Origin of the sequence: Cupriavidus pauculus (genome assembly GCF_002858765.1) — a bacterium.
Classification (GTDB): domain Bacteria; phylum Pseudomonadota; class Gammaproteobacteria; order Burkholderiales; family Burkholderiaceae; genus Cupriavidus; species Cupriavidus pauculus_B.
Genome location: NZ_PJRP01000012.1, coordinates 1 through 24,558, shown reverse-complemented (window position 1 = coordinate 24,558; position 24,558 = coordinate 1). Strand labels below are relative to the sequence as shown.

The following is a 24,558-nucleotide window of genomic DNA, read 5'->3' as shown; positions in this document are numbered from 1 at the left end:
CTTGTGGCTTGGGTCTTGGGTCTTGGGGCTTGGTCTTCGACAGGCGTTAAACTTCCTCGTGCCAGAGCGCGCCGTCGCGCGACATCAGCGCGGTGGACGCCGCCGGGCCCCAGGTGCCGGCCGTGTACTGCTTGGGCGGCACGGTGCTGGCGTCCCAGGTATCGATGATCGGCTCGACCCAGCGCCACGCCTGCACCTGCTCGTCGCGCCGCACGAACAGGCCCAGCCGGCCGCGAATCACGTCCAGCAGCAGGCGCTCGTAGGCCCCGGCGCGGCGTGTCTTGAACGAATTGGCAAAGTCGAGATCGAGCGAGGTGGGCGTCAGTTCCAGCGTGTCGCCGGCCTGCTTGACCAGGAAGTACAGGCGGATGCTTTCCTCGGGCTGCAGCCGGATCACCAGCCGGTTCTGCGGCGACAAACCCAGCGGCTTGGGAAAGATGGCGTGCGGCACATCGCGGAAATGCACCACGATCTCGGCCACGCGCGACTGCATGCGCTTGCCCGTGCGCAGGTAGAACGGCACCCCCTCCCAGCGCCAGTTGGCGATCTCGGCCTTGATAGCCACGAAGGTTTCGGTATGGCTGTCGGCGGCAATGCCCTGCTCTTCCAGATAGCCCATCACCGGCTTGCCGGCGATCGCGCCCGAGCGGTACTGGCCGCGCACGGTCTTCTCGGCCACGTCGGCCGGCTGGATCGGCTTGAGCGCCTTCAGGATCTTGATCTTCTCGTCGCGGATCGCGTCCTCGCTGAGACTGGCCGGCGGCTCCATCGCCACCATGCACAGCAACTGCAGCAGGTGGTTCTGCACCATGTCGCGCAGCGCGCCGGTGCGGTCGTAGAAGTCGCCGCGCGTTTCCACGCCCAGTTCCTCGGCGATGGTGATCTGCACGTCCTGCACCCATTCGCGGCGCCACAGCGGCTCGAACAGCGCGTTACCGAAGCGGATCGCCATCAGGTTCTGGACCGATTCCTTGCCCAGGTAGTGATCGATCCGGTAGATCTGGTCCTCGGCAAAGTACTGCGCCACGGCCGCGTTGATGGCCTCGGACGACTCCAGGTCGTGGCCAAGCGGCTTCTCCAGCACCACGCGCACGTTGGGCGTGTTCAGGCCGGTGCGGGCCAGTTGCTCGCAGATGGGGACGAAGATGTGCGGCGCGGTGGCCAGGTAGCAGACCACCACTTCGGGCTTGCGGGCCAGCACCTTCTCGGCCAGCGCATCGAAGTGGGCCGGCTGGCGCGCATCGGCCTGCACGTAGCAGATGCGGTCCAGGAACGATGCCCAGGCCTCGGGCGGCGCGTGTTCCAGGCCGGGGCGCACGGTGTCTTCCAGCGTGGCCTTGTACTGCTCGGTGGTCTGCGGATGGCTGCCGGTGGCCAGGATGCGCGCCGACGGATGCAGCACGCCACAGCGGTGGGCGTCAAAAAGGGACGGCAGCAGCTTGCGCCGCGCCAGGTCTCCGGTGCCGCCAAACAGCACCATGTCGAAATCGGGCATGCTCACCCTGGGCTCCTTGCGGGATATTTGCTGCGCGCGGATGCGTGCGGAATGCGTGGGGAATGCGCGCCCCGGCATCTACTCAGTGCCGCCGGGCGGCGCATTGGTTCCAGTGATGTTACGTCACTCATGGCCGCTTGGACAGGCGCGGGCGCCGCCAGGCGGAATAGGCGTACCCATTTCTGCGTGCCGCCGGTGTGACCCAAAGCCGATGCGGAACATCCTGGCCGATCATCGATCCCACCTGCTGATAGCCAATGGCGATGACGCCGCGATGACGGTGACGTCCGGATTTTTCGGCTACGCTGAAAAGCGCCCCACAGGAGATCTGCTTATGCCCCGCCACCCCGTACTGGAGAAGGTCACGGCTCGCATCGTGACCCGCAGCGCCACCACCCGCCAGGCCTATCTGGGCCGTACCCGCGCCATGGCCGGCCAGAAGGTCGAGCGCGCCAACATTTCGTGTACCAACCTGGCCCATGCCGTGGCCGCCATGCCCGACGATGCCAAGATCCGGCTGAAGGCACAGGAACGGCCCAACCTGGCCATCGTGTCGGCCTACAACGACATGCTGTCGGCCCACCAGCCGCTGCAGGCCTACCCGCAATGGCTCAAGGAAGCCGCGCTTGAAGCGGGCGGCACCGCGCAGTTCGCTGGCGGCACGCCCGCCATGTGCGATGGGGTGACGCAAGGGCAGGACGGCATGGACCTGTCGCTGTTCTCGCGCGACGTGATCGCCATGGCCACCGCCGTGGCGCTGTCGCACCAGATGTTCGACGGCGTGCTGTGTCTGGGCGTATGCGACAAGATCGTGCCCGGGCTGGTGATGGGCGCTCTCTCGTTCGGGCACCTGCCCGCCGTGTTCGTCCCCGGCGGCCCGATGACCACGGGCATGAGCAACGACGAGAAGGCCCACATCCGCCAGCTCTATGCCGAAGGCAAGATCGACCGCGCCGGCCTGCTCGAGGCCGAGACAAAGTCCTATCACGGCCCCGGCACCTGCACGTTCTACGGCACGGCCAACTCGAACCAGATGCTCATGGAAATCATGGGCCTGCACCTGCCGGGCACGGCCTTCATCAATCCGAACACACCGCTGCGCGAGGCGCTGACGCGCGAATCGGCCCGCCAAGCGCTGCGCCTGGTGCACGGCGGCGAACGCTACACGCCGATTGCCGAGGTACTGGACGAACGCGCGTTCGTGAACGGCATCGTCGGACTGGTGGCCACGGGTGGGTCCACCAACCATACGCTGCACCTGATCGCCATGGCCCGCGTGGCCGGCATCCAGCTGACGTGGGACGACTTCCACGAACTGTCCGCCACCGTGCCGCTGCTGGCGCGCGTGTACCCAAACGGCAAGGCCGACGTGAACCAGTTCCAGGCGGCCGGCGGGCTGTCGCTGGTGATCCGCGGCCTGCTGTCGCTTGGGTTGCTGCATGACGACGTGAACACGGTGGCCGGCCGTGGGCTCGCCCACTACATGCGCGAGCCCGCCCTGCGCGATGGCAAGCTGACATGGGTCGACGGCCCGGAAAAGTCCCTCGACGACACCATCGTGCGCACGGCCGAAGCGCCGTTCGCGCCCGACGGCGGCATCAAGCTGCTGGACGGCAAGCTGGGCCGCTGCGTGATCAAGACATCGGCGGTCAAGCCCGAGCACCAGGTGGTGGAGGCGCCGGCCATCGTGTTCCATCACCAGGACGACGTGCTGGACGCCTTCAAGCGCGGCGAACTGGAGCGCGATTTCGTGGCGGTGCTGCCGTGGCAGGGGCCGGCCGCCTGCGGCATGCCCGAACTGCACAAGCTCACGCCCACGCTGACGCTGCTGCAGGATCGCGGGTTTCATGTGGCGCTCGTCACGGACGGGCGCATGTCGGGCGCATCGGGCAAGGTGCCCGCCGCCATCCACGTGTGCCCCGAGGCATTGGCGGGCGGCCCCATCGGCCGGGTACGCACCGGTGACCTCGTGCTGGTGGACGCGCCGGCCGGCGTACTGACCGTGAAGGTCAGCGATGCCGATTGGGCGGCCCGCACCCACGACGTGCCCGACCTGACGGCCAACCGCCACGGCGTGGGTCGCGACCTGTTCGGCGGCTTCCGCAAGCATGTAGGAACGGCCGAAACGGGGGCGTGTTCGCTGTTCGCGGACGAGGGCTGAGCGTCTCCCCCTCTCCCACTTGTGGAAGAGGGGGAGAAACCACCGGGAAATCAGAAAAGCGTACCCGTTTCTGCGTGCCTGCCTCTCGCCTCAATTCGGCCGTCCCGACCCCGGCGGCCTTGCCCGATAGGCCCTGCCACGGGCGTCGCCCTGGCCGGCTTCGGCGGTATCGGCCATGTCGGCATCGTCCAACTCCGGCACGCGCACTTCCTGCACCGGCACGGCAATGCGGCACCCGGCCCCTTCGACCGTGGCTTTCAATTTGGCGTAAAGCCCAAACTGCACGCTCCAGAAATCGTCGTTCGACGTCCAGTAGCGCGCGTTCAGCGTGACGCCGCGCTCGGTGTAGCGCACCGCCATGACTTCGCGCTTCGGCTGCGGCAGCAGGCGCTTTTCGCTGTCGAGCATGGCGGCCAGTGCATCCAGACCGGCCTGGATCTGGCTGTCGAAGGTCACAGTGACCTCCATGTCCATGCGGCGGGTGGGATTCTCGCTGTAGTTTATGATCGCGCTGCCCCAGATCTTGCCGTTGGGCACGCGCAGGCATACGCCATCGAACGTCTGCAGTTCGGTCATGAAGAGACCGGTCTCGCGCACCGTACCCGCCACGCCCTGCGCGTCGATGTACTGGCCCACGCGAAACGGCCGTAGCAGCACCAGCATGATGCCCGCCGCGATGTTCTGCAGCGTGCCCTGTAGCGCCAGGCCAATGGCCAGCCCGGCCGCGCCAAGCATCGCGATGATGCTGGCCGTCTGCACACCGAACTGCGACAGCACCAGCACCACGGTCAGCACGCGGATCACCCATTGCACGATGCTGGCCAGCATGGGCCGAAGCGTATCGTCGACATGGGTGTGCTGCAGCGTCTGCCGCAGCCCCCGGGCGGCCCGCGCGGACAGCCACCATCCGATGATCAGGATGGTCAGGGCGGCCATACAATTCAGGCCCTGGCTGACGGCGAACTGGGTCAGGTAGGCCCAGGTGGCTTCCAGCTTAGCGTGGTCGATGAGGTTCAGGTCCATGCGTTCGGCTCCGGGCGTCAGACCCCGAAAAACTTGCGAAGGACGTGCCAGCCGCAGCACACGGGCGGCAAAAGCGTACCCGTTTCTGCGTGGGGCCCGGCAGCGCAACGGCTGCCGGGGATGACCCCGTTGACGCACCTTGGGCATCACAACCGCAGCCGATAGAGCGCTCGGTGTGCAGGATTTACAACTTGCCGGAAATTCCTGCCGCCGCGCGCCATTGGCCCGGCGTGACGCCGAAGGCCCCGCGAAAGCGGTTGCTGAAATGGCTGGCCGAGGCAAAGCCGGCGCGGCTGGCCACCTGCTGCAGCGACAGCCGGCCGTCGTCCAGCAGCGAACGCGCGCGGTCGAGCCGCGCCCGCATGACCCAGGCGTGCGGCGCCATGCCGAACGAGACCCGGAACATCCGCGCGAAGTGGAATTCCGACAGGCCGGCCAATGCGGCCAGCGCGCCCAGGGTCGGATTTTCGGCAGGGTGGGCATGAATCCAGTCCGCCACGTGGCGTCTGGCCTGCGCCGACAACCCGCCGCGCCAGTTCGTCGAGGGCTTGCGCGCACCGTGCGACAGCAGCAGGTGGGTCACGGCCTGGTGCGCCATCGCGTTACCGACCATGCGGCTGTCCGGGTCCTGCCAGTCGAGCGCCACCAGCTGGCGCGACAGGGCCACCAGCCCTGCATCCTCGGCGAACAGCCGGTCCTGCAATTGCAGGGCCCGGGGCTCCGCATCAAGTACGCGCACGCAATGCCAGGCCAGGTGTTCCGGCTGGAAATAGAGATGCAGGAAGCGCTGCGTGCCGCCCACATGCCAGGCCGATTCGTGCCCGGCCGGCAGCAGGCACAGGCGGTCGGGGCCACCCTTGCGATCCGGCGCGTCGCGGCGATAGGTGGAATAGCCGCCTTCCAGGTACACCGACATCGTGTGGTGCCCAGGCTGGGCGTAGGCGGTGTCGTCGTGGCGGTTGCGCCAGAGCGCCAGCCCCAGGCCATCGCCCAGCACGCAAGCGCGCTCCAGCGACGCACGCGATTGTGCGAGCGCGGAAAACACAGCGTTGTCGGTGAGCGGCTGAAGGGTGTCTGCCATGGTGTGACTCTAATCCAATCCGGCTTGCCTGCGGATGGCCGTGTGAGCCCGCCTCCGCACGGTTTGCGGCGCCGCAGAAACGGGTACGCTCGGGGGTACGTCCGGGGTGCACTCCAGCATGCAAAAAGGGCGGCCAGGCCGCCCTTTGATGGTTCGTGTCGCGCGGAATCAGCGCGCCGGCGCCGCCTTGTTTCCGGCACCATCCGACGCCTGGGGGCCGGTCGGATGGTCGTGCAGGCGGTCGCGGTTGGTCAGCATTGGGAACAGTTTCATCCAGGCCGCCACCACCAGGATCGTGCCGGCGCCGCCCAGCAGCACCGCACCCACCGGCCCGAGCAGCGCGGCCGTGACCCCCGACTCGAACTCGCCAAGCTGGTTGGATGCGCCGATGAAGACCGAATTGACGGCGCCCACGCGGCCGCGCATGTCGTCAGGGGTATCGAGCTGCACCAGCGTCTGGCGCACGACCACGCTGATCATGTCCGACGCGCCCAGCACCACCAGTGCGGCCATCGACAACGGCAGCCACTTCGACACACCGAACACCATCGTTGCCACGCCAAAAATGGCCACCGCGCCAAACATCACGCGGCCCACGCGGCGGTTCAGCGGATGCCGGGCCAGCCAGAGCGCCGTCACCAGCGCCCCGATGGCCGGCGACGATCGCAGCAGGCCCAGGCCCCACGGGCCGGTGTGCAGGATGTCGCGCGCATAGATCGGCAGCAGGGCCGTGGCGCCGCCCAGCAGTACCGCGAACAGGTCCAGCGACACCGCGCCCAGCAGCACCTGGTGGCCGCGGATATAGGCAAAGCCGGCGAACAGCGTCTTGATGCTGACCGGCGCGGTCAGGCGCTGCGCGGCCTGGCGCAGCTTCAGCGTGAACACCAGCACTGCGGCGATGGCAAACAGCACGGCACTGATCGTGTAGACCACGCCCGCACCCGCCACATAGGCAAACCCGCCCAGCGCCGGGCCGATGATGATGGCAGTCTGCGCGGCCGAACTGGCCAGCGCAACGGCACGCGGCAACTGGCGGGGCGTGACCACGCTGGGCAGCAGCGCCTGCAGCGTGGGGGTCTCGAAGGCCCGGCAGCCGCCAATGGCCGCCACGAAAAAGAAGATGTGCTCGCTGGTGACCCAGCCCGAGAAACTGGCCACGGCCATCGACGCCGCGATCACGGCTTCCAGCATCTGGCAGGTCCGCACGATGATGCGGCGGTCGAAGCGGTCTGCCACGTGTCCGGACATCAGCAGCAGCACGATGGACGGCAGGAACTGCACCAGCCCCACCATGCCCAGCATGAACGGATCGCGTGTCAGGTCGTACATCTGCCAGCCCACGGCCACGGTGAAGATCTGGTAGCCAATGGTGGTGCAGAGCCGGGCAAACCAGAAATGCCGGAAGGCGGGATCACGAAAGACGGTATCCGGCTCGTCGGCCGGCAGCGCGGGGGCGTTGGACATGAGGCAAGAAGCGCCCTGAGGGCGCAGGAGGCAGGCAATGTACGCAGTCGCGTACAAAGGTCAGGATTCTAGCCCAGTCGGCGGCATTGCGCCGCGCCGGTGTTGTATCGTTGCCGACACAATGAAGTTATCAACACACCGCTTCAAGGCGCTCCCGACCCCGTCGCGGCATCGGGCCAGCGCCAGCGAGATCAGGCGATCTCGCGCGTTTCCAGGAAGCGGATGTTCGGGAAGCGCTCCTGCGTCAGACGCAGGTTGACCATGCTGGGGGCCAGGTAGACGTGATCGCCGGCACCGTCGATGGCCACGTTGTGGCCGTTCTTGTCGATCAGCTTTTCGATCTCGGCCGGATCGCCCTTGAGCCAGCGTGCCGTGGCGCATTCATGCGACTCGAAGATCGCATCGACACCGTACTCGTGCTCCAGGCGGTGCGCCACCACGTCGAACTGCAGCATGCCGACGGCACCCAGCACCAGTTCGTTCGACATCAGCGGACGGAACATCTGCGTGGCGCCCTCTTCGGCCAGCTGCTGCAAGCCCTTCTGCAGTTGCTTGACCTTCAGCGGGTTGTTCAGGCGCGCGCGGCGGAAGAATTCCGGCGCGAACGACGGGATGCCGGTGAAGCGCAGCGGCTCGCCCTCCGTGAACACGTCGCCCAGGCGGATGGTGCCGTGGTTCGGCACGCCGATGATGTCGCCGGCGTACGCTTCCTCGGTGGTGTTGCGGTCCTGCGCCATGAACGTGATGGCGTTGTTGATCGCCACGGTCTTGCCCTGCGACACGTGCAGCAGCTTCATGCCGCGGTCGAAGCGGCCCGAGCACACGCGCACGAACGCGATGCGGTCGCGGTGGCGCGGGTCCATATTGGCCTGGATCTTGAACACGAAGCCGCTGAACTTGCCTTCCTGCGGCTCGACGGTACGCGATTCGGTCGCACGGGCCAGCGGCGGCGGCGACAGTTCGCACAGCGCGTCCAGCAGCGACTGCACGCCGAAATTGTTGATCGCCGAGCCGAAGTACACGGGCGTCTGCTTGCCGGCCAGGAACGCTTCGCGGTCGAACGTATGCGACGCGCCGCGCACCAACTCGATCTCCATGCGCAGTTCGTCGGCCTGCGAACCCAGGATACGGTCGAGTTCGGGGCTGTCCAAGCCATCGAGCATGGCGGCGGTGCCCTTCTCGCCCTTCGGGTCGAACAGCTGCACCTTGTCGTCGATCATGTGATACACACCGCGGAAGGCCTTGCCCATGCCGATCGGCCAGGTCATCGGCGCGCACTGGATCTTGAGCACGTCCTCGATTTCGTCGAGCAGTTCGATCGGCGAGCGGCCTTCGCGGTCCAGCTTGTTGATGAACGTCAGGATCGGGGTGGCGCGCAGGCGGCACACGTTCAGCAGCTTGATGGTCTGGGCTTCCACGCCGTTGACGGAGTCGATCACCATCACGGCCGAGTCCACGGCCGTCAGCGTGCGGTAGGTATCTTCGGAAAAGTCTTCGTGGCCCGGCGTGTCGAGCAGGTTCACGATGTTCTCGGGCTCGTCCGGGCGCGACTGGTACGGGAACTGCATCACCGACGACGTCACAGAGATGCCCCGCTGCTTTTCCAGTTCCATCCAGTCGGACGTGGCGTGGCGGTCGGCCTTGCGCGCGCGCACTTCGCCGGCCACCTGAATGGCGCCGCCGAACCAGAGCAGCTTCTCGGTCAGGGTAGTCTTACCCGCATCCGGGTGAGAAATGATGGCAAACGTGCGGCGACGCGCAATTTCGGAAACGAGCGAACTCACGGCTTCTGGAATCGGGTAAGGGCGATGGGCGAAAGGCGCCCGGGCGGAGCGCTGGTGCCAGCGATGGCGGGCACCAGGGGCCTGGGAGCAACCCGGGACGCATCCCGGGGTCGGATTGGGGCGCTATTTTACCGGTTCGCGGTGCCGGCCGGGGCGTGAGGTGAGGAAGCACGGTTTTCGCGCGCCGGATCGTGCCCGCGCAGGCTGCCAAATTGCAACGCGTACTGCCGTGTCAGTTCGGCGCCGAAGAAGAAGATCTGTGCCGAGTAATACACCCATAGCATCAGCGCCACCACCGAACCCGCCGCGCCGTACGACGACGCCACGGCGCTGTTGCCCAGATACACGCCGATCAGGCGCTTGCCCACCGAGAAAAGCAGCGCCGTGATGATGGCGCCCATCAGCACGTCTTTCCAGGCGATCCGCACGTTCGGCAACATCTTGAAGATCGTGGCGAACAGGGCGGTGACCACGGCGAACGAGAACGCAGTGGAAATCACGTCGGCCACCGGGGCGAACCACGAGGCCGTCCAGAGTTGGCCCCAGAACCGGTTGACTACGGCCAGCGCCGCGTTGACCACCAGCGAGACCAGCAGCATGAACGCCAGGGCCAGCACGATGCTGAAAGACAGCATGCGCGTGCGCAGCAGCTTCTTCCATCCGGCCCCAATGGGCGGCGGCGCCTGCCAGATATCGTCGAGGCTGCTCTTGAGCTCGGCAAACGCGCTCGTGGCGCCGACAATCAGGATGCCGAACGCGATCATCGCCGCAATGCCGCTGCCGCCGGCGCGATGCGTGGCGGCGAGGATGCCCTGGATGGCCGCCGCACCCTGTTCGCCCACCAGGCCATTGAGCTGCGCGAAGATCTCGCCGCGTGCGGCTTCGGCGCCAAAGAACAGGCCGGCGATGGAAATGACCAGCACCAGGACCGGCGCCAGCGAGAACAGCATGTAGAACGACAGCGCCGCGCCCTTGCTGGCGGCGCGATGATCGAACCACGACATGATGGCGGCCGATACCACGCGCATGGTGCGGCTGCCGGTATGGCGATCTGGCAGCCAACTGCCGCGCCGGGGGCTAGGGGGCGATCGGTCGGGCTTCTCGGGCACGTGTTCTGGAGGCATGCCGGGGGCGTCCTTGAGTGACTGGCGTCGGGCTGATCTCAGGCCGGCCCGGTAAGGAAGGAAGGGGGGCCGGAGCCTCAAGCCCCTACCCCGAGTTTCCTCCGTGTGGCGCATCCTGTCTGTCAGCCGGCGTCTGAGGCGTACGTTCATCATAGTTCGCTTGACCGGCGGTGGAGACGTCTGCCTGCTACAGTTGATCAAGGCACACATGCCGGACACGTCGCGCCAGGTTCCTACGCTGACCGCGCTCGCCCGGCCCGAACAGGAGCCTTACGTGATCCTCACCTCGAACGGCCGGCCCCACGCCGTCCCGGTCTGCCTGATGCCTTGTCTGGTGCTCTGCCTGGCCATGTTGTCGGGCTGCGAACGCAACCAGCAACCGGGCCCAGGGCCCAAACCCATGTCGGGCAATGCCGCGACGACGCCTGCCGCAAACGGCGCCTCAGGGACGCAGGCCACGCCGCGCTAGGGGCGCACCGCCGCCGACATTCGCCGGCCACAGGCCGACGCAGGCCCCGAGGCGCACCCCCAGGCGTACCCATTTCTGCGGGCGGTTGGCGGTTTCAGTGATGCAACCGGATGCACGCGCCGGTGCGCGCACGATCCGCCTGTGCCAGATGCGCCATAAATTGGCCCCGCGTGGCACGTTCTGCCCCGAAAAGCAGACACGCGTGTATGTTTCGCGCCCCGATGGTTGTCTCGCTCCCACCCTGGCAGCCCTCTATGCCCCCTCAGCATGCTTGCGGCGGGCGCGATCCACGCTCGCATCGCGCCCCGCGCGTTTCATGACTGACCGGCCCACGGGGCCTGGCGTCCGCTTGTCGTAACAGCGGCGTAACCGATTGCCGCCGCCGGCGCGTCATGGCGCGCGGCATACAGCGTTCCGTCTCCTTGCAACCCTTGCAAAACAAGCGTTTACATACGATTGGCACACTTGTCGCTCTGTTGAGTCTGGGAGAAGTACGAGTCGAATAACAAAGATGGTCAGAACGCAGGAGAAAACACAGCCATGCGTCATCCACCAGCCCGAATGACGGCGCGCCGCCGCGCCTATCGGCTTGCGGGCCCGCCCCCGTCCGTCAGGGAATTGCTCTCGCCGCCCCTGCTTCCGTCTCCACGCCAGACCACGCGGCCCGTGACGTCGTTTTGCGCCGCGGCCCAGCGCAGCATGGCCGCGCCTGCCAGCCGGCAGCGCAACGGGCATCCCGGCTGCTGACCAATTTGGCCTGGCAAATGACGTGAAGCAGGCTTTCGGGTAAGCGTCCGTTGATTTTTGGCGCGCCCGCACCTAAACCGGTTTACGTGCTCCGTCCCCCGGCGGGCACCTTTTTCCAGCAAGGGAGGGAGCCACCCATGTACGCCAGAGTTTTCGCCGCCATCGCAGTGGCATTGCTCTCGACCGTAGCCACGCCTGCATTGGCGGGCAACTACGCCTATTTCGATCGGCCGGAGGATGCAAACCTGAACAGTCATGCGGCCGTCAGCAACGATATCTATGTGCGGGGATTCGGCTGGGCCTGGGGCGATGTCCGCTTCAAGCCTGACCAGACGCCGGCACAGCCCGCGCAACCGGCCGAACGGCAGGCGCGCGACTACATCACCGATCCGCACGACGTGTCGCCGGGGCGTCTGCAGCACGACGACAGCGCGCCCCCTCGCGGGCGCCGTGGAAAGATCAGCATGAGCTAGGCCGCTGGCCAGTCAGTTTGCGCGGGCCAAGCCGCGCCAGCCTTCCGCCGCTGTCCGGGCGAAAGGACGAAGGGGCTTCGGCGAGCGGACGTCGCCGGAGCCCCCTTGGCGCCACGTACAGATCGTGGCGGCTTGCCTGCGCCAGTCTTCCTTCGGTCTCGTTACCCTTCCCGCTAGTCTCCCGACGCCCCCGCCTGCAGGTCCACGCGGATGTTGTGCTTGTGCATCAGCCGGTAGAGCGTCACGCGCGAGACGTTCAGTTCACGCGCCGCCGGCACCACGTGGAACCCATGACTGGCCATCACCGTGCGGATGGCTTCGCGCTCGGCCTCCTCGCGAATGGCGTCGAGCGTCTTGCGCGGGACTTCCACGCCACCGTGCAATTGCAGATCCTCGGCGGTGATCTTGCGGTTGTCGGTCATCACGATCGCGCGCCGCACGCGGTTGATCAGTTCGCGCACATTGCCGGGCCAGCCGTATTGCATCATGCCCTGCGTTGCACACGTGGAGAACCCGCGGATGCGGCGATGCGCCTCGTGCCCATGTTCGGCCAGCACCGCGTTGGCCAGCAACAGGATGTCTTCGCCGCGCTCGCGCAGGGGCGGGATGGTGAGCGTCAGCACGCAGAGCCGGTGAAACAGGTCTGCGCGGAAGCGGCCATCGGCCTGCGCCGCCACCAGATCCACGTGCGTGGCGGAGATGATGCGCAGGTCCAGCGGAATGGACTGATGCCCGCCCAGGCGCGTGATCGTGCCCTGTTGCAAGAAGCGCAGCAGCGCCACCTGGCTTTCCAGCGGCAGGTCGCCAATTTCGTCCAGGAACAGCGTGCCGCCCTGCGCCTGTTCGATCCAGCCGATCTTGCGCTGGTTGGCGCCGGTAAAGGCGCCCTTCTCGTAGCCGAACAGTTCGGACTGCACCAGGTGCGACGGAATGGCGCCGCAGTTGATGGCCACGAACGGCCCCTTGCGCCGGCTCGATGCTTCATGGATGGCCTGCGCGGCCAGTTCCTTGCCGGTGCCCGACTCGCCCGAGATGAACACCGGCGCATCGTTATGCGCCACCTTGGCCAGCGACCGGAACATGATGCGCATGGGCTGGCATTCGCCGATCATCGGGCCACGCGTGGTCTGTTCCGGCAGGCGCGCCCCGTGCAGGCAAGCCATGCCGTGTGCGTGCTTGAGCGTGTAGAGCAGTTCGTCGAATGAAAACGGCGTGCGCACGTAGTCCACGCAATAGTCGCGGATCAGCCGTCGTACACGTTCGTCCTCGAGCATGGCCGTCGACGTGATGGCCACCCACATGACATGCAGATGCTGCAGACCCTGCTCCAGCTGGGTCAGCTCGGCGTCCGTATAAGGCGCCTGCAGGTCGATGATGCCGGCCATCGGCGCGCTGCCGCGCACCGCGCGCTCCAGGTCTCGCACCTGTTGCACGCGCCGGATCTCCCAGCCTGAGCCAAACTGGTTCGCACTGAAACCAAAATCTTCATAGCGCGACACGAGCACGATCTGTGCGGTGCGTGCCGGCGCCTTGCACAGTCGGTCCATGACGTTCTCCCTGACGTTGGGCTTCTTGTTGGTAGCAACGGAACCGGCGGCACGCGCGGCCGCGGGCCATTCGGCCCGGTCCGGTTCCGCTGGCTGCGCGGGCTGGCCCGCGCGCAACGTCTGGGGGATCACGGTGTGGACAGACTGCGTGATGGGTCTTCGAGCACGCTGACACGATCGCCGCCCGCGCACAGTTCGTCGCGGATGCGTCGGCGCACCATATCCTTTTCACGCATCAGCTCGATGTTTGGCGACTCCGGCTTCTGGCCCGAATACTGGTAGTACAGCGCCTTGTATGTAAGCTGGCTCAGGATCCATTCCTGCAACAGCACGCGCTGGCGACACAGTTCGTCGGCCAGCAGGCGATGGCGCTGCAACAGCCCTTCGACTGCGGCGCGCGTGCGCGGCGAGACCTCCTGGTCTGCGGCAAGCACGGCGGCAACGTCGGTGATGGCGTAGTCCTCGTGCCCTCGATCGCTCCCTTCATGCAGCGCGATTTCTGCGGAGGCTTCTCCCAGGGCTTTCCATTTGCCATGCACCGGCTGGCTGCCAGGCTGGTTGATGGGCCCGATGGCGGGACGCCGGATTTCTCCTGCGGTCATGATCTGTTCCCCGTTGAACAACATCCCCCGGCACTACACGTTCGCGTTTACCACTTTCTGTTCTGGATTTGAGCTGTCTTTGTCTGGTGCGCATGTTTGCCGCGCACTCTTTCTTTCGTGGTGGCGAAGCCGTCCTGTGGGGGACGGTCTCATCGTCGGTCGGCCCGGTTATGGTGCTGCCGTGGGCCTGGCCGCTTCTCTCGCGGGTGCGTTCGATGCGGGTCGACCGCGCCCGGATCCCGGAGTCAACAAAGGGCGCTCTTGCGCGCCCTCAAATTTTTGCCACGCCTCTAGTTCAGTGCATTTCACCCCTTTTGTCCAGCCCGGAATGTTGGCTTTCAGCCAAGTCTCATACTTTTGCATGAGACTTGAGAGGGGCTTTTGGACTCGCTTATTAGGTTAATGAGTCCTTACATTCGCCGCAGAAACGGGTACGCCGTCTACTTGCCCGACACCCGTTTGATACGCAGAAACGGGTACGCATACAACCAGCCTCATCCTCGGATGTCATCGTTTTCATTTTGAATGTCGAGAACGGCCCGCACCAATGAAAAAGGGATGGCGGTTCGGCCATCCCTTCTTGTTTCATGAAACCTGCACGGCGCGAGCCGCCGGTTTAGTGTCCGGGCAGATAGTAGAACTTGAACAGGAAGACCGCGGCGATGATCCACGCCATCAGCGGTACGTCCTTGGCGCGGCCGGTCAACAGCTTCAGCACGGCGTACGAGATGAACCCGAAGGCCACGCCGTTGGCAACCGAGTACGTGAACGGCATGGCCAGCGCCGTCAGTACGGCGGGCACGACTTCCGTGACATCGGTCCAGTCGATATCGATCAGTTCGCGCAACATCAGGCACGACACATACAACAGCGCCGGTGCGGTGGCATAGGCCGGAACCGTCCCGGCCAGCGGCGCGATAAACAGACACGCCAGGAACAGCACGGCCACGGTGACCGCCGTCAGGCCAGTGCGGCCGCCCGCCTGCACGCCCGACGCGCTTTCGATATAGGCGGTGATGGACGATGTGCCCAGCAGCGATCCCGCCATGATCGCGGTGCTGTCTGCCATCAGCGCCTTGTTCAGGCGGTCCATCTTGCCGGCCTTGAGCAGCCCCGCCCGGTTGGCCACGCCCATCAGCGTACCCGTGGCATCGAACAGCTCCACCAGGAAGAACACCAGCACCACGTTGATGATGCCAATCGACAGCGCGGCCGAAATGTCGAGCTTGAACAGCGTGGGCGAGATCGACGGCGGGGCCGACACCACACCGTGGAACTGGTTGCCCGCGAAGACAAAGCTGAGCACCGTGGTCAGCAGAATGCCGATCAGGATGGCGCCCTTCACCTTGAGCCGATCCAGCGCCACGATGGCAAAAAAGCCAATGATCGCCAGCACGGCCTGCGGCTGGTGCAGGTCGCCGATGGTCACCAGGGTGGCGGGGTTACCGGTAATGATGCCCGCGCTATGCAGGGCAATGATGGCCAGAAACAGGCCGATGCCGGCAGTGATCGCGCCGCGGATCGCCAACGGAATGCCCTTGACGATGGCTTCGCGTACGCGGAACAACGTCACCACCAGGAACAGGCAGCCCGAAATGAACACCGCCCCCAGCGCGGCCTGCCACGGCAGGCCCATGCCCTTCACCACGGTATAGGCAAAGTAGGCGTTCAGCCCCATGCCCGGCGCCATGGCAATCGGGTAATTGGCGTAGAAGCCCATGATCAGCGTGCCGATGGCGGCGGCCAGGCACGTGGCGACGAAGACGGCATCCTTCGGCACGCCGGCATCGCCCAGGATGCTCGGGTTCACGAAGATGATGTAGGCCATCGTCAGGAAAGTGGTCACCCCGGCCAGCACTTCGGTGCGCACGTTCGTGTTGTGCTCGCGCAATCGGAAAATGCGCTCTACAAGGCTCGACGGCGCCGGGTGGGATGCGGAATGGCTGGTTGGCCGTGGGGCCTGTTCAGGAGTGGACATGGTGTCTCCAGGTGCTCGAGCGACGCGTGCGACACACGTCGCCAGGTGCCGTGTTGACTCGACAATGCGGAAAAGGCCGGATCATCCCACAAGGCGCCAAGTGCATCCAGCCCGGGCCGGGGAATTCCCCGCCTTGACGAGACCGGCAATCCCCCGTATAAATCTCGGCCAGATTCAAGCGACGAGGCAACAGTTCATTCGTTAGCCAACGTCTTGGTACTTCGGTTGTCCATGGTGTCCTTTCCTTGAGTTGGCAATACGGTGGTGTGCGCACCATCGGTTTCTTTTTTATTTTTTTTGGAAAGCAATACCATGCAAACCGGTATCGTAAAGTGGTTCAACGACGCCAAGGGCTTCGGTTTCATCAAGCCGGACGCTGGCGGTGACGATCTGTTCGCGCACTTCTCGGAAGTTCGCTCGGAGGGCTTCAAGTCCCTGCAAGAAAACCAACGCGTGTCGTTTGAAGTGAAGAACGGCCCGAAGGGTCTGCAAGCGGCGAACATCACCCCGATGTAAGTCCGGGTCACGCGCGCTTCTGCGCGCGTCGAGCCAAAAAACCCGCCACCTCGGCGGGTTTTTTTTCGTCCCTTTGCAGCTTGCGCCCAGCGCACGTCGTCACGCGCCTCAGGCGCACAGGGCGCTTCGTCATCCGCCGCCGGCACACAGCCGCCACGCTGCTTCCGCTCTCCCTCCGATTCTCCTCGCAGCGGCTTGCGCGCCGGGCCAGTCTCCCTCACTCGGTTCAGCACTGACGCTTTCCGCCCTGCCCGACCTTCAACGCAGAAACGGGTACGCCCTTGATCCGTCCAGGCATACGCTCACTCGTGTCCACGCAGAAATGGGTACGCAGGCCTTTTGCCGCGCCGCAGAAATGGGTACGGTTCGCTGGAAGTAGATCACCGTGTCGCTTGATTGCGACACGGTTTGTGCAACGCAGAAATAGGTACGCTTTTCGCCCTAAGGTGGCTCATAAAGCGCACAGCCCAGACAGTTATCCTGCCTATAGATTGTGCAAAACGGTTTTCCCCGCAGAATTAGGTACGCTTTCGCATTTGCCAACGTATACGGGCAGGCGAAGGAGGGGCGGCGCAGAAACGGGTACGGTTTTCGGATCCCATCGACCGCAGAATCGGGTACGCAGGGGCTTGGCACGGGGCTTTTTTTCGACCGCGGCGGGCAGGCCAGTTCACCAAAACGACGCAGAAACGGGTACGCCCGCGGACCAGGCTTGGCTGACATTCATCACCCAAAGTACGGACTCGTTCCACGTATACGCGCGGCGGCAGACGATACGTATACGTGCCGCCTCGCCATCCCGCCCGATTTCTCTCGCAGAATTGGGTACGCTTTACCTCGGAGTGCATGGATTTCTGGACGCAGAAATAGGTACGCTTTCCCCAGTCAAAGGGCTTGGGCCTCATTGCCGCAGAAATGGGTACGCCGCAGAAAGAGGTTCGACGGACGCTTTTCGGAGCCTCAACCCTGTATACGCAGAATTGGGTTCGCTTTCGGAGCATTCGCACGCAGAATCGGGTACGCCCGGCCATTATTTCCGTGTGGCCTGACTGGACGGCGTACCCAATTCTGCGTGGATAAGCCACTGGTGCGCTGCAGTTCGCAACCAGCGAACGGGTGCCCGAGCTGCGGCGCGCAGAAACGGGTACGCTTCACCGGTCGTTTCCTGTGGAAAACCCTGTGGGATCAGTAACTTATCCCCGCAGATTCCGGTACGCCGTTTCCGCTGAAACGGGTTCGGTTTGTCGCAGATTCGGGTTCGGGCAGGCGCAGAAACGGGTACGGAATGCCGCAGAAACGGGTACACGGACACCCGAAAAAGGCTTTGGAATCAAGCGCCCAGACGCTCCGTATACGGTTTACGAGTAGTTAACCCGTATCGGTATCGTTTACTTGTAGTGGATGAGCTGCCAACCGTGGACAACCCTGCGGGGTTGCCCACCGTGTGGCTGCCATCCCACCAGTCGCCGGATACCCGGCCATGCAACCCAACCTGCTTGCAGGACACCCGGTGGTTTCAGAACCGACCTGAAACAACGCAGCGGGCAGATAAACACGTATACGTACCCGTTTCTGCGTGACAACGTATACGCGATCGCGTAAAAAGGCGGGTAATCCGAAGCCCATCAATATGTCGATCAAACGCTCTATGGCCTCCGAGGGGGAACGTACTGTCCTGGAAGCGGACGCGGAACCGTCCCGCATCATCATTCCGGGGAACGAGAACGTCCTCGCGCCGTCCGAGAAATTCCAGCGTCTCTTCGACGAAGCCCAAGCCATGGAGCGTGAAGACGCATGGCAAAGTGGCGAGGTCGGCTTCCTGAGCCGTGCCAGCGTGCAGGTGACCCTGCCGTATCGTGCACCAAAGGGCGCTCCGCCTGTCTGGACGCGCACCAGCGGAAATATTTCGCTGATGATCCAGCCGGGTTACTTCACGCAGCAACGGTCTGAGCGCGCATCGAATGGCCGGCAGAAGCTGGTTTCTGAAACCGTGTCGCTCGGGTACCCGTATGGATCGTACCCACGTCTGATGCTTGCCTGGATTGGCAAGGAAATCATGGCCAAGAAGAAGCGCGGCGAGTTCACAGGGACCGTGGAAGACCGCCGAATCTCGCTTGGCAACTCCTTGTCGGAGTTCATGTACAACCTGGGCATTCCGATGGCCACAGGTGGCAAGCGCGGCACGATGACGCTGGTTCGCCAGCAAATGATCCGGCTATTTTCGGCTACGATCGCCATCGTGCAGAACAAATCCGTGCCTGTGCCTAACCAGGCGCCCAATCACGAGCCCTTGTCGATCGACCGGGTCGGCTATCTGCTTGCCGACCAGCTGTCGACGTGGTGGGATCCGATGCAGCCTGGCCAAGGGTCGATGTTCGAGAGCTTTGTTGTGCTGTCGGAGCCGTTCTTCAACGAACTGGTCAACCGGCCTGTGCCGGTCGATATGCGGGCGCTTAAGGCGCTGAAGCAGTCGCCGTTCGCGCTCGATGTGTATTCGTGGCTGACCTATCGGTTCTTCACGATCCAGCGTCGTACGGAAATCCCCTGGGAAGCGCTGCAGATGCAGTTCGGGACGGAAACGGAGAGCGAACGCAAGTTCCGGGCGTTGTTCCGCAAGGCGCTCAAGGATGTTCTGGTCGTGTATCCCGGTGCAAAGGTCGATGCGGATTCGTCGAAGGCGCTGATCCTGCAGCCTTCACGTACCAGCGTGCGCAAGCTCGGATAGCCATCGGTCGGGTGCTACCCGTGTGGCGTGTGGCTGCTGAAAAGCAAGAAGGGCAAGCATGTGCTTGCCCTTCTTGCTTACCGGTCAGTCATCTCGACGACCGCCGGAGAACCGCAGTGGTTCGCTTCAGGCCGGCTTGATTGCCGAAGCCTGCAGGCCCTTCGGGCCTTGCTTGACTTCAAACGTCACGCGCTGGCCATCCTTCAGGGTCTTGAAACCCGCACCCTGGATCTCAGAGAAGTGGGCAAACAGGTCTGCACCGCCATCGTCTGGAGTAATGAAGCCGAAACCCTTGGTCTCGTTGAACCACTTGACCGTACCGGTTGCCATAAGAAAGTCCTTTCGAAGCAAGTTCGTTTACAAAACGCAAACAACCGTTCAAGCACGCTGGGGTCTCGTAGATACCAAACGGAAGTCAACGAGTTGAGACGACTTGACTCGACTGTAACGGGCATCATAGCCACATTGTGTTGCGGTGTCATGTGCGCGGTAATGCGCACTACCTTTACTTTAGGCGGATTCTCTACCGCTTTTCAAGAAGAAGAATCCCCAAAGTTGATATAGGCGGGTTTCTCCCACCCTTGGCACTTATGGTGGTCCTGGCTGCTCGGCGCCTGGCGTGCACAGCACATTCCAATTATTTTAATTTTCAAAAATGGGTTGTAGTGCACTGTGGGATTGGCTAAAGTTTCGCCTTGATTGAACACCATCATTCGCGCTTTCAGCGCTGAAAGTGAGGCCCCAAGTGGCAGCAAAAATTATCACCGTTTTCAACCAGAAGGGCGGCTGCGGCAAGACGACCGTTAGCATGCATCTCGCTGGCACATTGGGACTTCGTGGGGCCCGCTCGATGCTTGTCGACATGGACGAGCAGGGCACGGCCACCCGTTGGGCGGCACAGGCCAGCGACGAGCGGCCGTTTCCGGCTTCTGTCATTGGGCTGGCTCCCTCGGGCGGCGCGATGCATCGTGAAGTGCGCAAATTTGTGCATGACTACGACTACATCCTCATCGACTGCCCGCCGGCCGTGCACTCGGCCGCACCCTCGAGCGCATTGCTGATTTCCGATCTGGCCGTTATTCCAGTGGTACCGTCCCCGCCCGACCTTTGGGCCGCGGTAGCCGCCAAGACGCTGGCGCAGCACGCGCAGGTGCAGAACGAGACCCTGCAGATTCGCGTGATGGCGAATATGGTCCAGCGCCGCGTTTCCATCGCCCGGCAAGCCATCGAGATCCTTGGCGACGACGCCGACGTGCCGCTGCTGAATTCGATGATCGGCTCGCGTTCGGCGTTTCGAGAATGCCTGGCAATAGGCTGTACGGTTCATGGCGTGCCGGGTGCGCGCGAGGCGATCCAGGAAGTCGACATGATGGTGGACGAGATACTGTCCCTGATTGAGTAATACGAATGGCAACGAAATTGAAAAGTCTGAAGGCCGGCATGCTCGCCGGTATGGCCGCGGAGAAAACCCGCAGCGATGCGATCGACCGGTTCGCACGTGCGGAAGCCGCGTTGTCCGATCACCCGAATGGTCTGCTCCAGACTCAACGCCCCGGCGCACAGGTGGCCACTTTCAGCGCTGAAAGTACCGTCGCGAGCGTGGAAGGGCGACTGCTGATTCGTGTGCCTATCGCGAACCTGCACGACAATCCGTTCAACGCGCGCCGTATTTACGATCCGGCCGTTGTCCAGGAACGCGCCGCGTCGATCGCCACGCACGGGCAGAAGACGCCTGGCCTGGCTGCGCCAGATCCCACCCGGCCGGGACACTACATCCTGATCGACGGGCACTATCGCAAACGCGCCCTCGCGTCGGCCGGCAAGCTGGAGATGGAATGCTTTATCGAGGACGACCTCAGCGACCTCGATTTCTATCGGCTGTCATTCCTGCTGAACGAGCAGCGCTCGGATCAGTCGGCGCTGGATAACGCGATTGCGTGGCGCCAGTTGCTGGATGAAGGCAAGGTTCAGAAAGAGGAAGAGATTTGTGAGTTGACCGGGATGTCTGCCGGAACGGTGAACAAAACGCTGGCACTGCTGAAGCTGCCGGAATCGGTGATCGCCGTCATGCGCGAGCGCCCCAGCGCCATTGGCATCGCCGCGGGCTATGAGCTGACCCTCTATTGCAAGATTGCGGGTGAGGATCGTACCCGTGAGCTGGCCACGCGCATCATGAACGACGGCTTGTCGAGCCGCGAGGTGGAGTCGATCCGGAAGCATGCGCAGGAGGGCAAGTCCCGCAAGGTCAAGGAAATCAGTCGCCAGTATAAGATTCGCACCGAGGCAGGTCAGCTGCTCGGCACGATCAAGGAATGGGATTCGGGGCGGATCATGCTCGATGTCCAGCTGACGGATCGCAATGCCCGCGAGGACCTGCTGGAGGTTCTCAAGGCCCGCTTCGGCCTGGACAAGACCCTGCTCTGATCTCAGGCCAACCGCAGTTGCCGGGGTGTGAACCCCGCCGACACATCGTCATGCACGGCGGCAAAGCGCCGCCAACTGGAACGCAACAGCCGGTCCAGTCCGCTGGCCGAGTAACCGGCTGACTTCTCCGACCGCTTCGCTCGGCCCCGTTTGGTTTCAGGAAAACCGATCGGGGCGAGCAACGCCGCGTCAGCGATACCGCCTGACACGTGGCCTTCCCACTCGATTCCCCGGTCTCGCCAGTGCATCGCCAGCGCGTGCCAGACTTCGGCGCCCAGCTCCATGTCTCCCGCCCTTGCCGCGTTCTTCGCCGCAAGCGTCAGGCTGACAGTATTGAGTCCCCGCGCCAGATGCGCGAAGCGCAATTCCGGCAGCTCGACCACACGCAAACCATGGCGGGCGATCAACAAGGCGGCTGCAAGCGCCGCGCGTTGCTGCGGCGCGGGTGCGTCGTTGGCTAGCCAATTCAGAAATCGGCTAACCGGATTGGGCGAGGCGGTGTACGCACCTTCGGACGCGACCAGGTCGACATCCGTCAGCAGGGTTTCGCCCGACAAGGCGGGATTTGCGGCGATGACATTAAGCTTGACTTGGCCCGCGGTATCGCGTGGCCGCCGGGCGCGCCGACGCGGTACATCGTGGTGAAGGGCGCCAAGCAGTGCGCGGACAACGCGCAGCGAAGCTTCGCAGGAGCTGGTACGCAGCGGACCCTCGAACGGGCGCCAATGGGCCTTGTCGCGCGCGCTGGACGGGCCGCACCAGAAGTCGGCGGGCTGAGGATTGGCCAGAAACGATTGGTACGCCACCAAGTCTGCCGCAGTCAATGACCGCAACGAACGGCCCTGACGTGCCACCCACAATAGCACCCGTTCGGCTTCGCGCCGATAACTTTTCCATGTGTTTGGCGACGATTCCTTCGACCTGATCCAAGCCTTCACCGTACCCAGTTCTTCAGCCAGTTCCATTTCGTGCGCGCTATTTCCCGCAGATGGACGCATGGATTCCAATGGCACAGGGACACGCATGCCATGCCATAAAGATGCGCCTAAAAGCGGCGCACGAGTCATAAAATCAGCGTGCGCCTGCACGAACTCACGCAATTCGATGTCGAAAGTAGCTTGCTGAGCGCTGAGCCAGCGAACAATCGTCTCGCAGGATTTCTGGCCGATACGGGGGACATGGCGCCACCAGCCGCTGCCGCGGCGGTTCGCCAGGGCTACGAGGTCGGCGATGGTGTGGATGTTGGCCGCAGAGAGGCGCCTGGCCAGACTTGGTCCGAACCACAGCGACACGCGATGCGACGGGAGCGGGCGTCCCTGGCCCAACTGCTCGATCGATGACAGGGCTTCGACCCGCCGCGACATCCCGGTGTCAGACCGTCCCCGCAGCGCCTCGAACATTTCGGCGATATCCGGCCGATCATGCTGGAGCGCAAACTGCACCAGACGATCCCGTAACGAGAGAATGCGCTGGATGGCCTGATGCTCGGTCAGTTCGTCGTCATCGTCGGGATCCAGCAGGTAGCGGTTGGCGATCTCCAACGGTCGCATGCCCTGCGCATAGGCCCGAACCACGGCAAATTCGGTACGGGTCAGTTTGGTCGCAGCCAGCGTATCTCGCTCATCGGACACGGCTGCTCTCCCCAATATGTGCAATTTCAGGCTTATTTCTCAACGCCATGTGCCGCTGCTGCGCGTGTTGACCGGACCACGCTGCAGACGGCGACGCCGCCCGCCGGCCACGGCAGGTGCACGCGGGCGAACTCACGTAAGTGACTGATTTGCAACCAGAAGTTGTCATTCGAAATCTGAGCCGGCCCATTCTGCACATCAAAGTGCAATGTAAATTATTTTAATGCAAGCTGGCGCACATGGGGGAATTGGGGGCAACAAGGTGGCCTGCGCGCGGTTATTCATCACACGGTCCGTTGTATCGGGCCCACGTGGGGCGGCCAAGGGAATGTCGTGCTGGCAAATGGCGGAAGGGCCATAGCGGATGGCGCTGACGATACCAGAATCCTCGGGCGCTCTAAAGGCTTGTTACGCATCCAAAGCGCTGATCAAGGGGCGCGTAGCGCAGCACAGCGGGCAGAGGAACCGCCTGGCGACCCGGCGAAGGCCCAGCACTTGCAAGCGCCCATCTCGGCATTGCTGCCCGCACGGGCCATTCACGCCATTGCACCTGTCCAGCGCCAACGCTTCGACAAGAATCCAGCAAATGAATGTGGGGAGGCTTCTACTGACAGCCTCCATTCGTCCCGCGTGCTGCGTCGGAGGCGTTTGCATGACAGCCAGGCCATGCAAGTGCGGTTTCCATACACGCGGGCAGGGCGCTAAGCCGGTCACTGGGAGGGCGCGCCAGCCACATCCAGCGAAGGCATGAAGTGCGCCTGAGGCCCTCGCCAACGACAAAAAATCGTTTGTGCACGCGTGATTCCGCACCATTGATTTAAAAGGAATTTCATACGCAGCAGTGAGTACGCTTTGTGTGCCGCAGCTGTGAATGTTGGCTGCCAAAGTGCATGGCCCGCGCGTCCCTCAAAGTGCAACGGGCGTATACGTATGCGCGTATACGCGCGCAAGCGCGTTTCACGCGCATGCATCCGGCTCGACGCCCGCAGCCAAAAAATTGGCAAATCACACATCATTCGCTCGAATGATTTTTGACGGGTTCCAGATCGATCTCACTACTAATCCACCGAATAAATTGCGCGAAGCGAACACGGGCACGCCAGCGCCATCCGATGAGGGATGGCGCTGGCGTGCCCGTGTTGTGTGGTGCGTTGTGTGGGGTGGATAGGGACTAGCGTTTGCCCATTAGTACTCGATCACCGGCGCATGCACCGGGGCAATCGACGGGTGCGCGGTCTGCGTGCGCTGGGCGGCCTTGTGCACCATCGTGTAGGCGTAGTCGATGCCCATGCCGTAGGCGCCCGAGTGTTCCTT

18 protein-coding genes and 1 pseudogene are annotated in these 24,558 nt (G+C 63.8%); 7 read left to right on the top strand and 12 right to left on the bottom strand.

Annotation, left to right across the window (positions count from 1 at the left end; all coding sequences use genetic code 11):
* Positions 1-46: 46 nt before the first annotated feature.
* A complete protein-coding gene (zwf, locus tag CYJ10_RS22160) occupies positions 47-1,495 on the bottom strand; it encodes a glucose-6-phosphate dehydrogenase (protein WP_101683611.1) in 1,449 nt (482 codons plus the stop codon).
* Positions 1,496-1,829: 334 nt separating this feature from the next.
* Here zwf and edd point away from each other — a divergent pair, with 334 nt between their 5' ends.
* Complete coding sequence (edd, locus tag CYJ10_RS22155) at positions 1,830-3,656, top strand: phosphogluconate dehydratase (protein ID WP_101683776.1); 1,827 nt, start codon at positions 1,830-1,832, stop codon at positions 3,654-3,656.
* A 90-nt stretch (positions 3,657-3,746) separates the two neighbouring features.
* On the opposite strand, the gene CYJ10_RS22150 is transcribed toward edd, so the two are convergent.
* From CYJ10_RS22150 to CYJ10_RS22130, 5 genes are all read right to left on the bottom strand, one after another.
* Entirely contained in the window at positions 3,747-4,679 is a 933-nt protein-coding gene (locus CYJ10_RS22150) for a mechanosensitive ion channel family protein (RefSeq protein ID WP_101683610.1), read from the bottom strand.
* Between the two features lie 184 nt (positions 4,680-4,863).
* Complete coding sequence (locus CYJ10_RS22145; protein WP_101683609.1) at positions 4,864-5,760, bottom strand: helix-turn-helix transcriptional regulator; 897 nt, start codon at positions 5,758-5,760, stop codon at positions 4,864-4,866.
* Between the two features lie 168 nt (positions 5,761-5,928).
* The gene (locus CYJ10_RS22140; RefSeq protein WP_101683608.1) at positions 5,929-7,224 is read right to left on the bottom strand and encodes an MFS transporter; all 1,296 of its coding nucleotides are present in this window, start codon (positions 7,222-7,224) and stop codon (positions 5,929-5,931) included.
* 191 nt (positions 7,225-7,415) lie between these two features.
* The gene (locus tag CYJ10_RS22135) at positions 7,416-9,008 is read right to left on the bottom strand and encodes a peptide chain release factor 3 (RefSeq protein WP_101683607.1); all 1,593 of its coding nucleotides are present in this window, start codon (positions 9,006-9,008) and stop codon (positions 7,416-7,418) included.
* 128 nt (positions 9,009-9,136) lie between these two features.
* Positions 9,137-10,132, bottom strand: coding sequence for a YihY/virulence factor BrkB family protein (locus CYJ10_RS22130; RefSeq protein WP_101683606.1), 996 nt, complete (start codon positions 10,130-10,132; stop codon positions 9,137-9,139).
* 103 nt (positions 10,133-10,235) lie between these two features.
* On the opposite strand from CYJ10_RS22130, the gene CYJ10_RS22125 reads away from it, so the two are divergent.
* Positions 10,236-10,601, top strand: a complete 366-nt coding sequence (locus tag CYJ10_RS22125) for a hypothetical protein (protein ID WP_146002097.1) — start codon at positions 10,236-10,238, stop codon at positions 10,599-10,601.
* 884 nt (positions 10,602-11,485) lie between these two features.
* Positions 11,486-11,821, top strand: a complete 336-nt coding sequence (locus tag CYJ10_RS22115) for a hypothetical protein (protein WP_101683603.1) — start codon at positions 11,486-11,488, stop codon at positions 11,819-11,821.
* A 173-nt stretch (positions 11,822-11,994) separates the two neighbouring features.
* Here CYJ10_RS22115 and CYJ10_RS22110 read toward each other — a convergent pair whose 3' ends face one another.
* The 3 genes from CYJ10_RS22110 to CYJ10_RS22100 all read right to left on the bottom strand — a co-directional run bounded on the left by CYJ10_RS22110 (position 11,995) and on the right by CYJ10_RS22100 (position 15,948).
* Positions 11,995-13,368, bottom strand: coding sequence for a sigma-54-dependent transcriptional regulator (locus CYJ10_RS22110; RefSeq protein WP_101683775.1), 1,374 nt, complete (start codon positions 13,366-13,368; stop codon positions 11,995-11,997).
* Positions 13,369-13,496: 128 nt separating this feature from the next.
* On the bottom strand, positions 13,497-13,970 hold the full coding sequence (locus CYJ10_RS22105) for a hypothetical protein (RefSeq protein WP_101683774.1): 474 nt from the start codon (positions 13,968-13,970) through the stop codon (positions 13,497-13,499).
* 616 nt (positions 13,971-14,586) lie between these two features.
* On the bottom strand, positions 14,587-15,948 hold the full coding sequence (locus CYJ10_RS22100) for an NCS2 family permease (RefSeq protein ID WP_101683602.1): 1,362 nt from the start codon (positions 15,946-15,948) through the stop codon (positions 14,587-14,589).
* A gap of 312 nt (positions 15,949-16,260) precedes the next feature.
* On the opposite strand from CYJ10_RS22100, the gene CYJ10_RS22095 reads away from it, so the two are divergent.
* The gene (locus CYJ10_RS22095) at positions 16,261-16,464 is read left to right on the top strand and encodes a cold-shock protein (protein WP_101683601.1); all 204 of its coding nucleotides are present in this window, start codon (positions 16,261-16,263) and stop codon (positions 16,462-16,464) included.
* A gap of 1,630 nt (positions 16,465-18,094) precedes the next feature.
* Positions 18,095-19,189 carry a replication protein RepA gene (locus CYJ10_RS22090; protein ID WP_101683600.1) on the top strand — a complete coding sequence of 365 codons (1,095 nt, stop codon included), beginning with the start codon at positions 18,095-18,097 and terminating at the stop codon, positions 19,187-19,189.
* Between the two features lie 126 nt (positions 19,190-19,315).
* On the opposite strand, the gene CYJ10_RS22085 is transcribed toward CYJ10_RS22090, so the two are convergent.
* On the bottom strand, positions 19,316-19,519 hold the full coding sequence (locus CYJ10_RS22085; protein ID WP_042880443.1) for a cold-shock protein: 204 nt from the start codon (positions 19,517-19,519) through the stop codon (positions 19,316-19,318).
* A 415-nt stretch (positions 19,520-19,934) separates the two neighbouring features.
* Here CYJ10_RS22085 and CYJ10_RS22080 point away from each other — a divergent pair, with 415 nt between their 5' ends.
* Together CYJ10_RS22080 and CYJ10_RS22075 are read left to right on the top strand one after the other, a co-directional pair.
* The gene (locus CYJ10_RS22080) at positions 19,935-20,591 is read left to right on the top strand and encodes an AAA family ATPase (protein WP_101683599.1); all 657 of its coding nucleotides are present in this window, start codon (positions 19,935-19,937) and stop codon (positions 20,589-20,591) included.
* A gap of 5 nt (positions 20,592-20,596) precedes the next feature.
* Positions 20,597-21,613: a ParB/RepB/Spo0J family partition protein gene (locus CYJ10_RS22075; RefSeq protein WP_101683598.1), complete on the top strand. Its 1,017-nt coding sequence runs from the start codon at positions 20,597-20,599 to the stop codon at positions 21,611-21,613.
* A 2-nt stretch (positions 21,614-21,615) separates the two neighbouring features.
* On the opposite strand, the gene CYJ10_RS22070 is transcribed toward CYJ10_RS22075, so the two are convergent.
* Both CYJ10_RS22070 and CYJ10_RS22065 read right to left on the bottom strand, forming a co-directional pair.
* The gene (locus tag CYJ10_RS22070) at positions 21,616-23,244 is read right to left on the bottom strand and encodes a phage integrase family protein (protein WP_101683597.1); all 1,629 of its coding nucleotides are present in this window, start codon (positions 23,242-23,244) and stop codon (positions 21,616-21,618) included.
* 1,185 nt (positions 23,245-24,429) lie between these two features.
* Positions 24,430-24,558 (bottom strand): annotated as a pseudogene (locus CYJ10_RS22065) (hydrolase); the annotation flags it as partial.

Bases quoted from the DNA above. Each gene is read 5' to 3' on its own strand.
- edd (WP_101683776.1), top strand. From the start codon at position 1,830: ATGCCCCGCCACCCCGTACTGGAGAAGGTCACGGCTCGCATCGTGACC.
- CYJ10_RS22115 (WP_101683603.1), top strand. From the start codon at position 11,486: ATGTACGCCAGAGTTTTCGCCGCCATCGCAGTGGCATTGCTCTCGACC.
- zwf (WP_101683611.1), bottom strand. From the start codon at position 1,495: ATGCCCGATTTCGACATGGTGCTGTTTGGCGGCACCGGAGACCTGGCG.
- CYJ10_RS22075 (WP_101683598.1), top strand. From the start codon at position 20,597: ATGGCAACGAAATTGAAAAGTCTGAAGGCCGGCATGCTCGCCGGTATG.
- CYJ10_RS22145 (WP_101683609.1), bottom strand. From the start codon at position 5,760: ATGGCAGACACCCTTCAGCCGCTCACCGACAACGCTGTGTTTTCCGCG.
- CYJ10_RS22140 (WP_101683608.1), bottom strand. From the start codon at position 7,224: ATGTCCAACGCCCCCGCGCTGCCGGCCGACGAGCCGGATACCGTCTTT.
- CYJ10_RS22105 (WP_101683774.1), bottom strand. From the start codon at position 13,970: ATGACCGCAGGAGAAATCCGGCGTCCCGCCATCGGGCCCATCAACCAG.
- CYJ10_RS22110 (WP_101683775.1), bottom strand. From the start codon at position 13,368: ATGGACCGACTGTGCAAGGCGCCGGCACGCACCGCACAGATCGTGCTC.
- CYJ10_RS22150 (WP_101683610.1), bottom strand. From the start codon at position 4,679: ATGGACCTGAACCTCATCGACCACGCTAAGCTGGAAGCCACCTGGGCC.
- CYJ10_RS22085 (WP_042880443.1), bottom strand. From the start codon at position 19,519: ATGGCAACCGGTACGGTCAAGTGGTTCAACGAGACCAAGGGTTTCGGC.
- CYJ10_RS22095 (WP_101683601.1), top strand. From the start codon at position 16,261: ATGCAAACCGGTATCGTAAAGTGGTTCAACGACGCCAAGGGCTTCGGT.
- CYJ10_RS22090 (WP_101683600.1), top strand. From the start codon at position 18,095: ATGTCGATCAAACGCTCTATGGCCTCCGAGGGGGAACGTACTGTCCTG.
- CYJ10_RS22130 (WP_101683606.1), bottom strand. From the start codon at position 10,132: ATGCCTCCAGAACACGTGCCCGAGAAGCCCGACCGATCGCCCCCTAGC.
- CYJ10_RS22100 (WP_101683602.1), bottom strand. From the start codon at position 15,948: ATGTCCACTCCTGAACAGGCCCCACGGCCAACCAGCCATTCCGCATCC.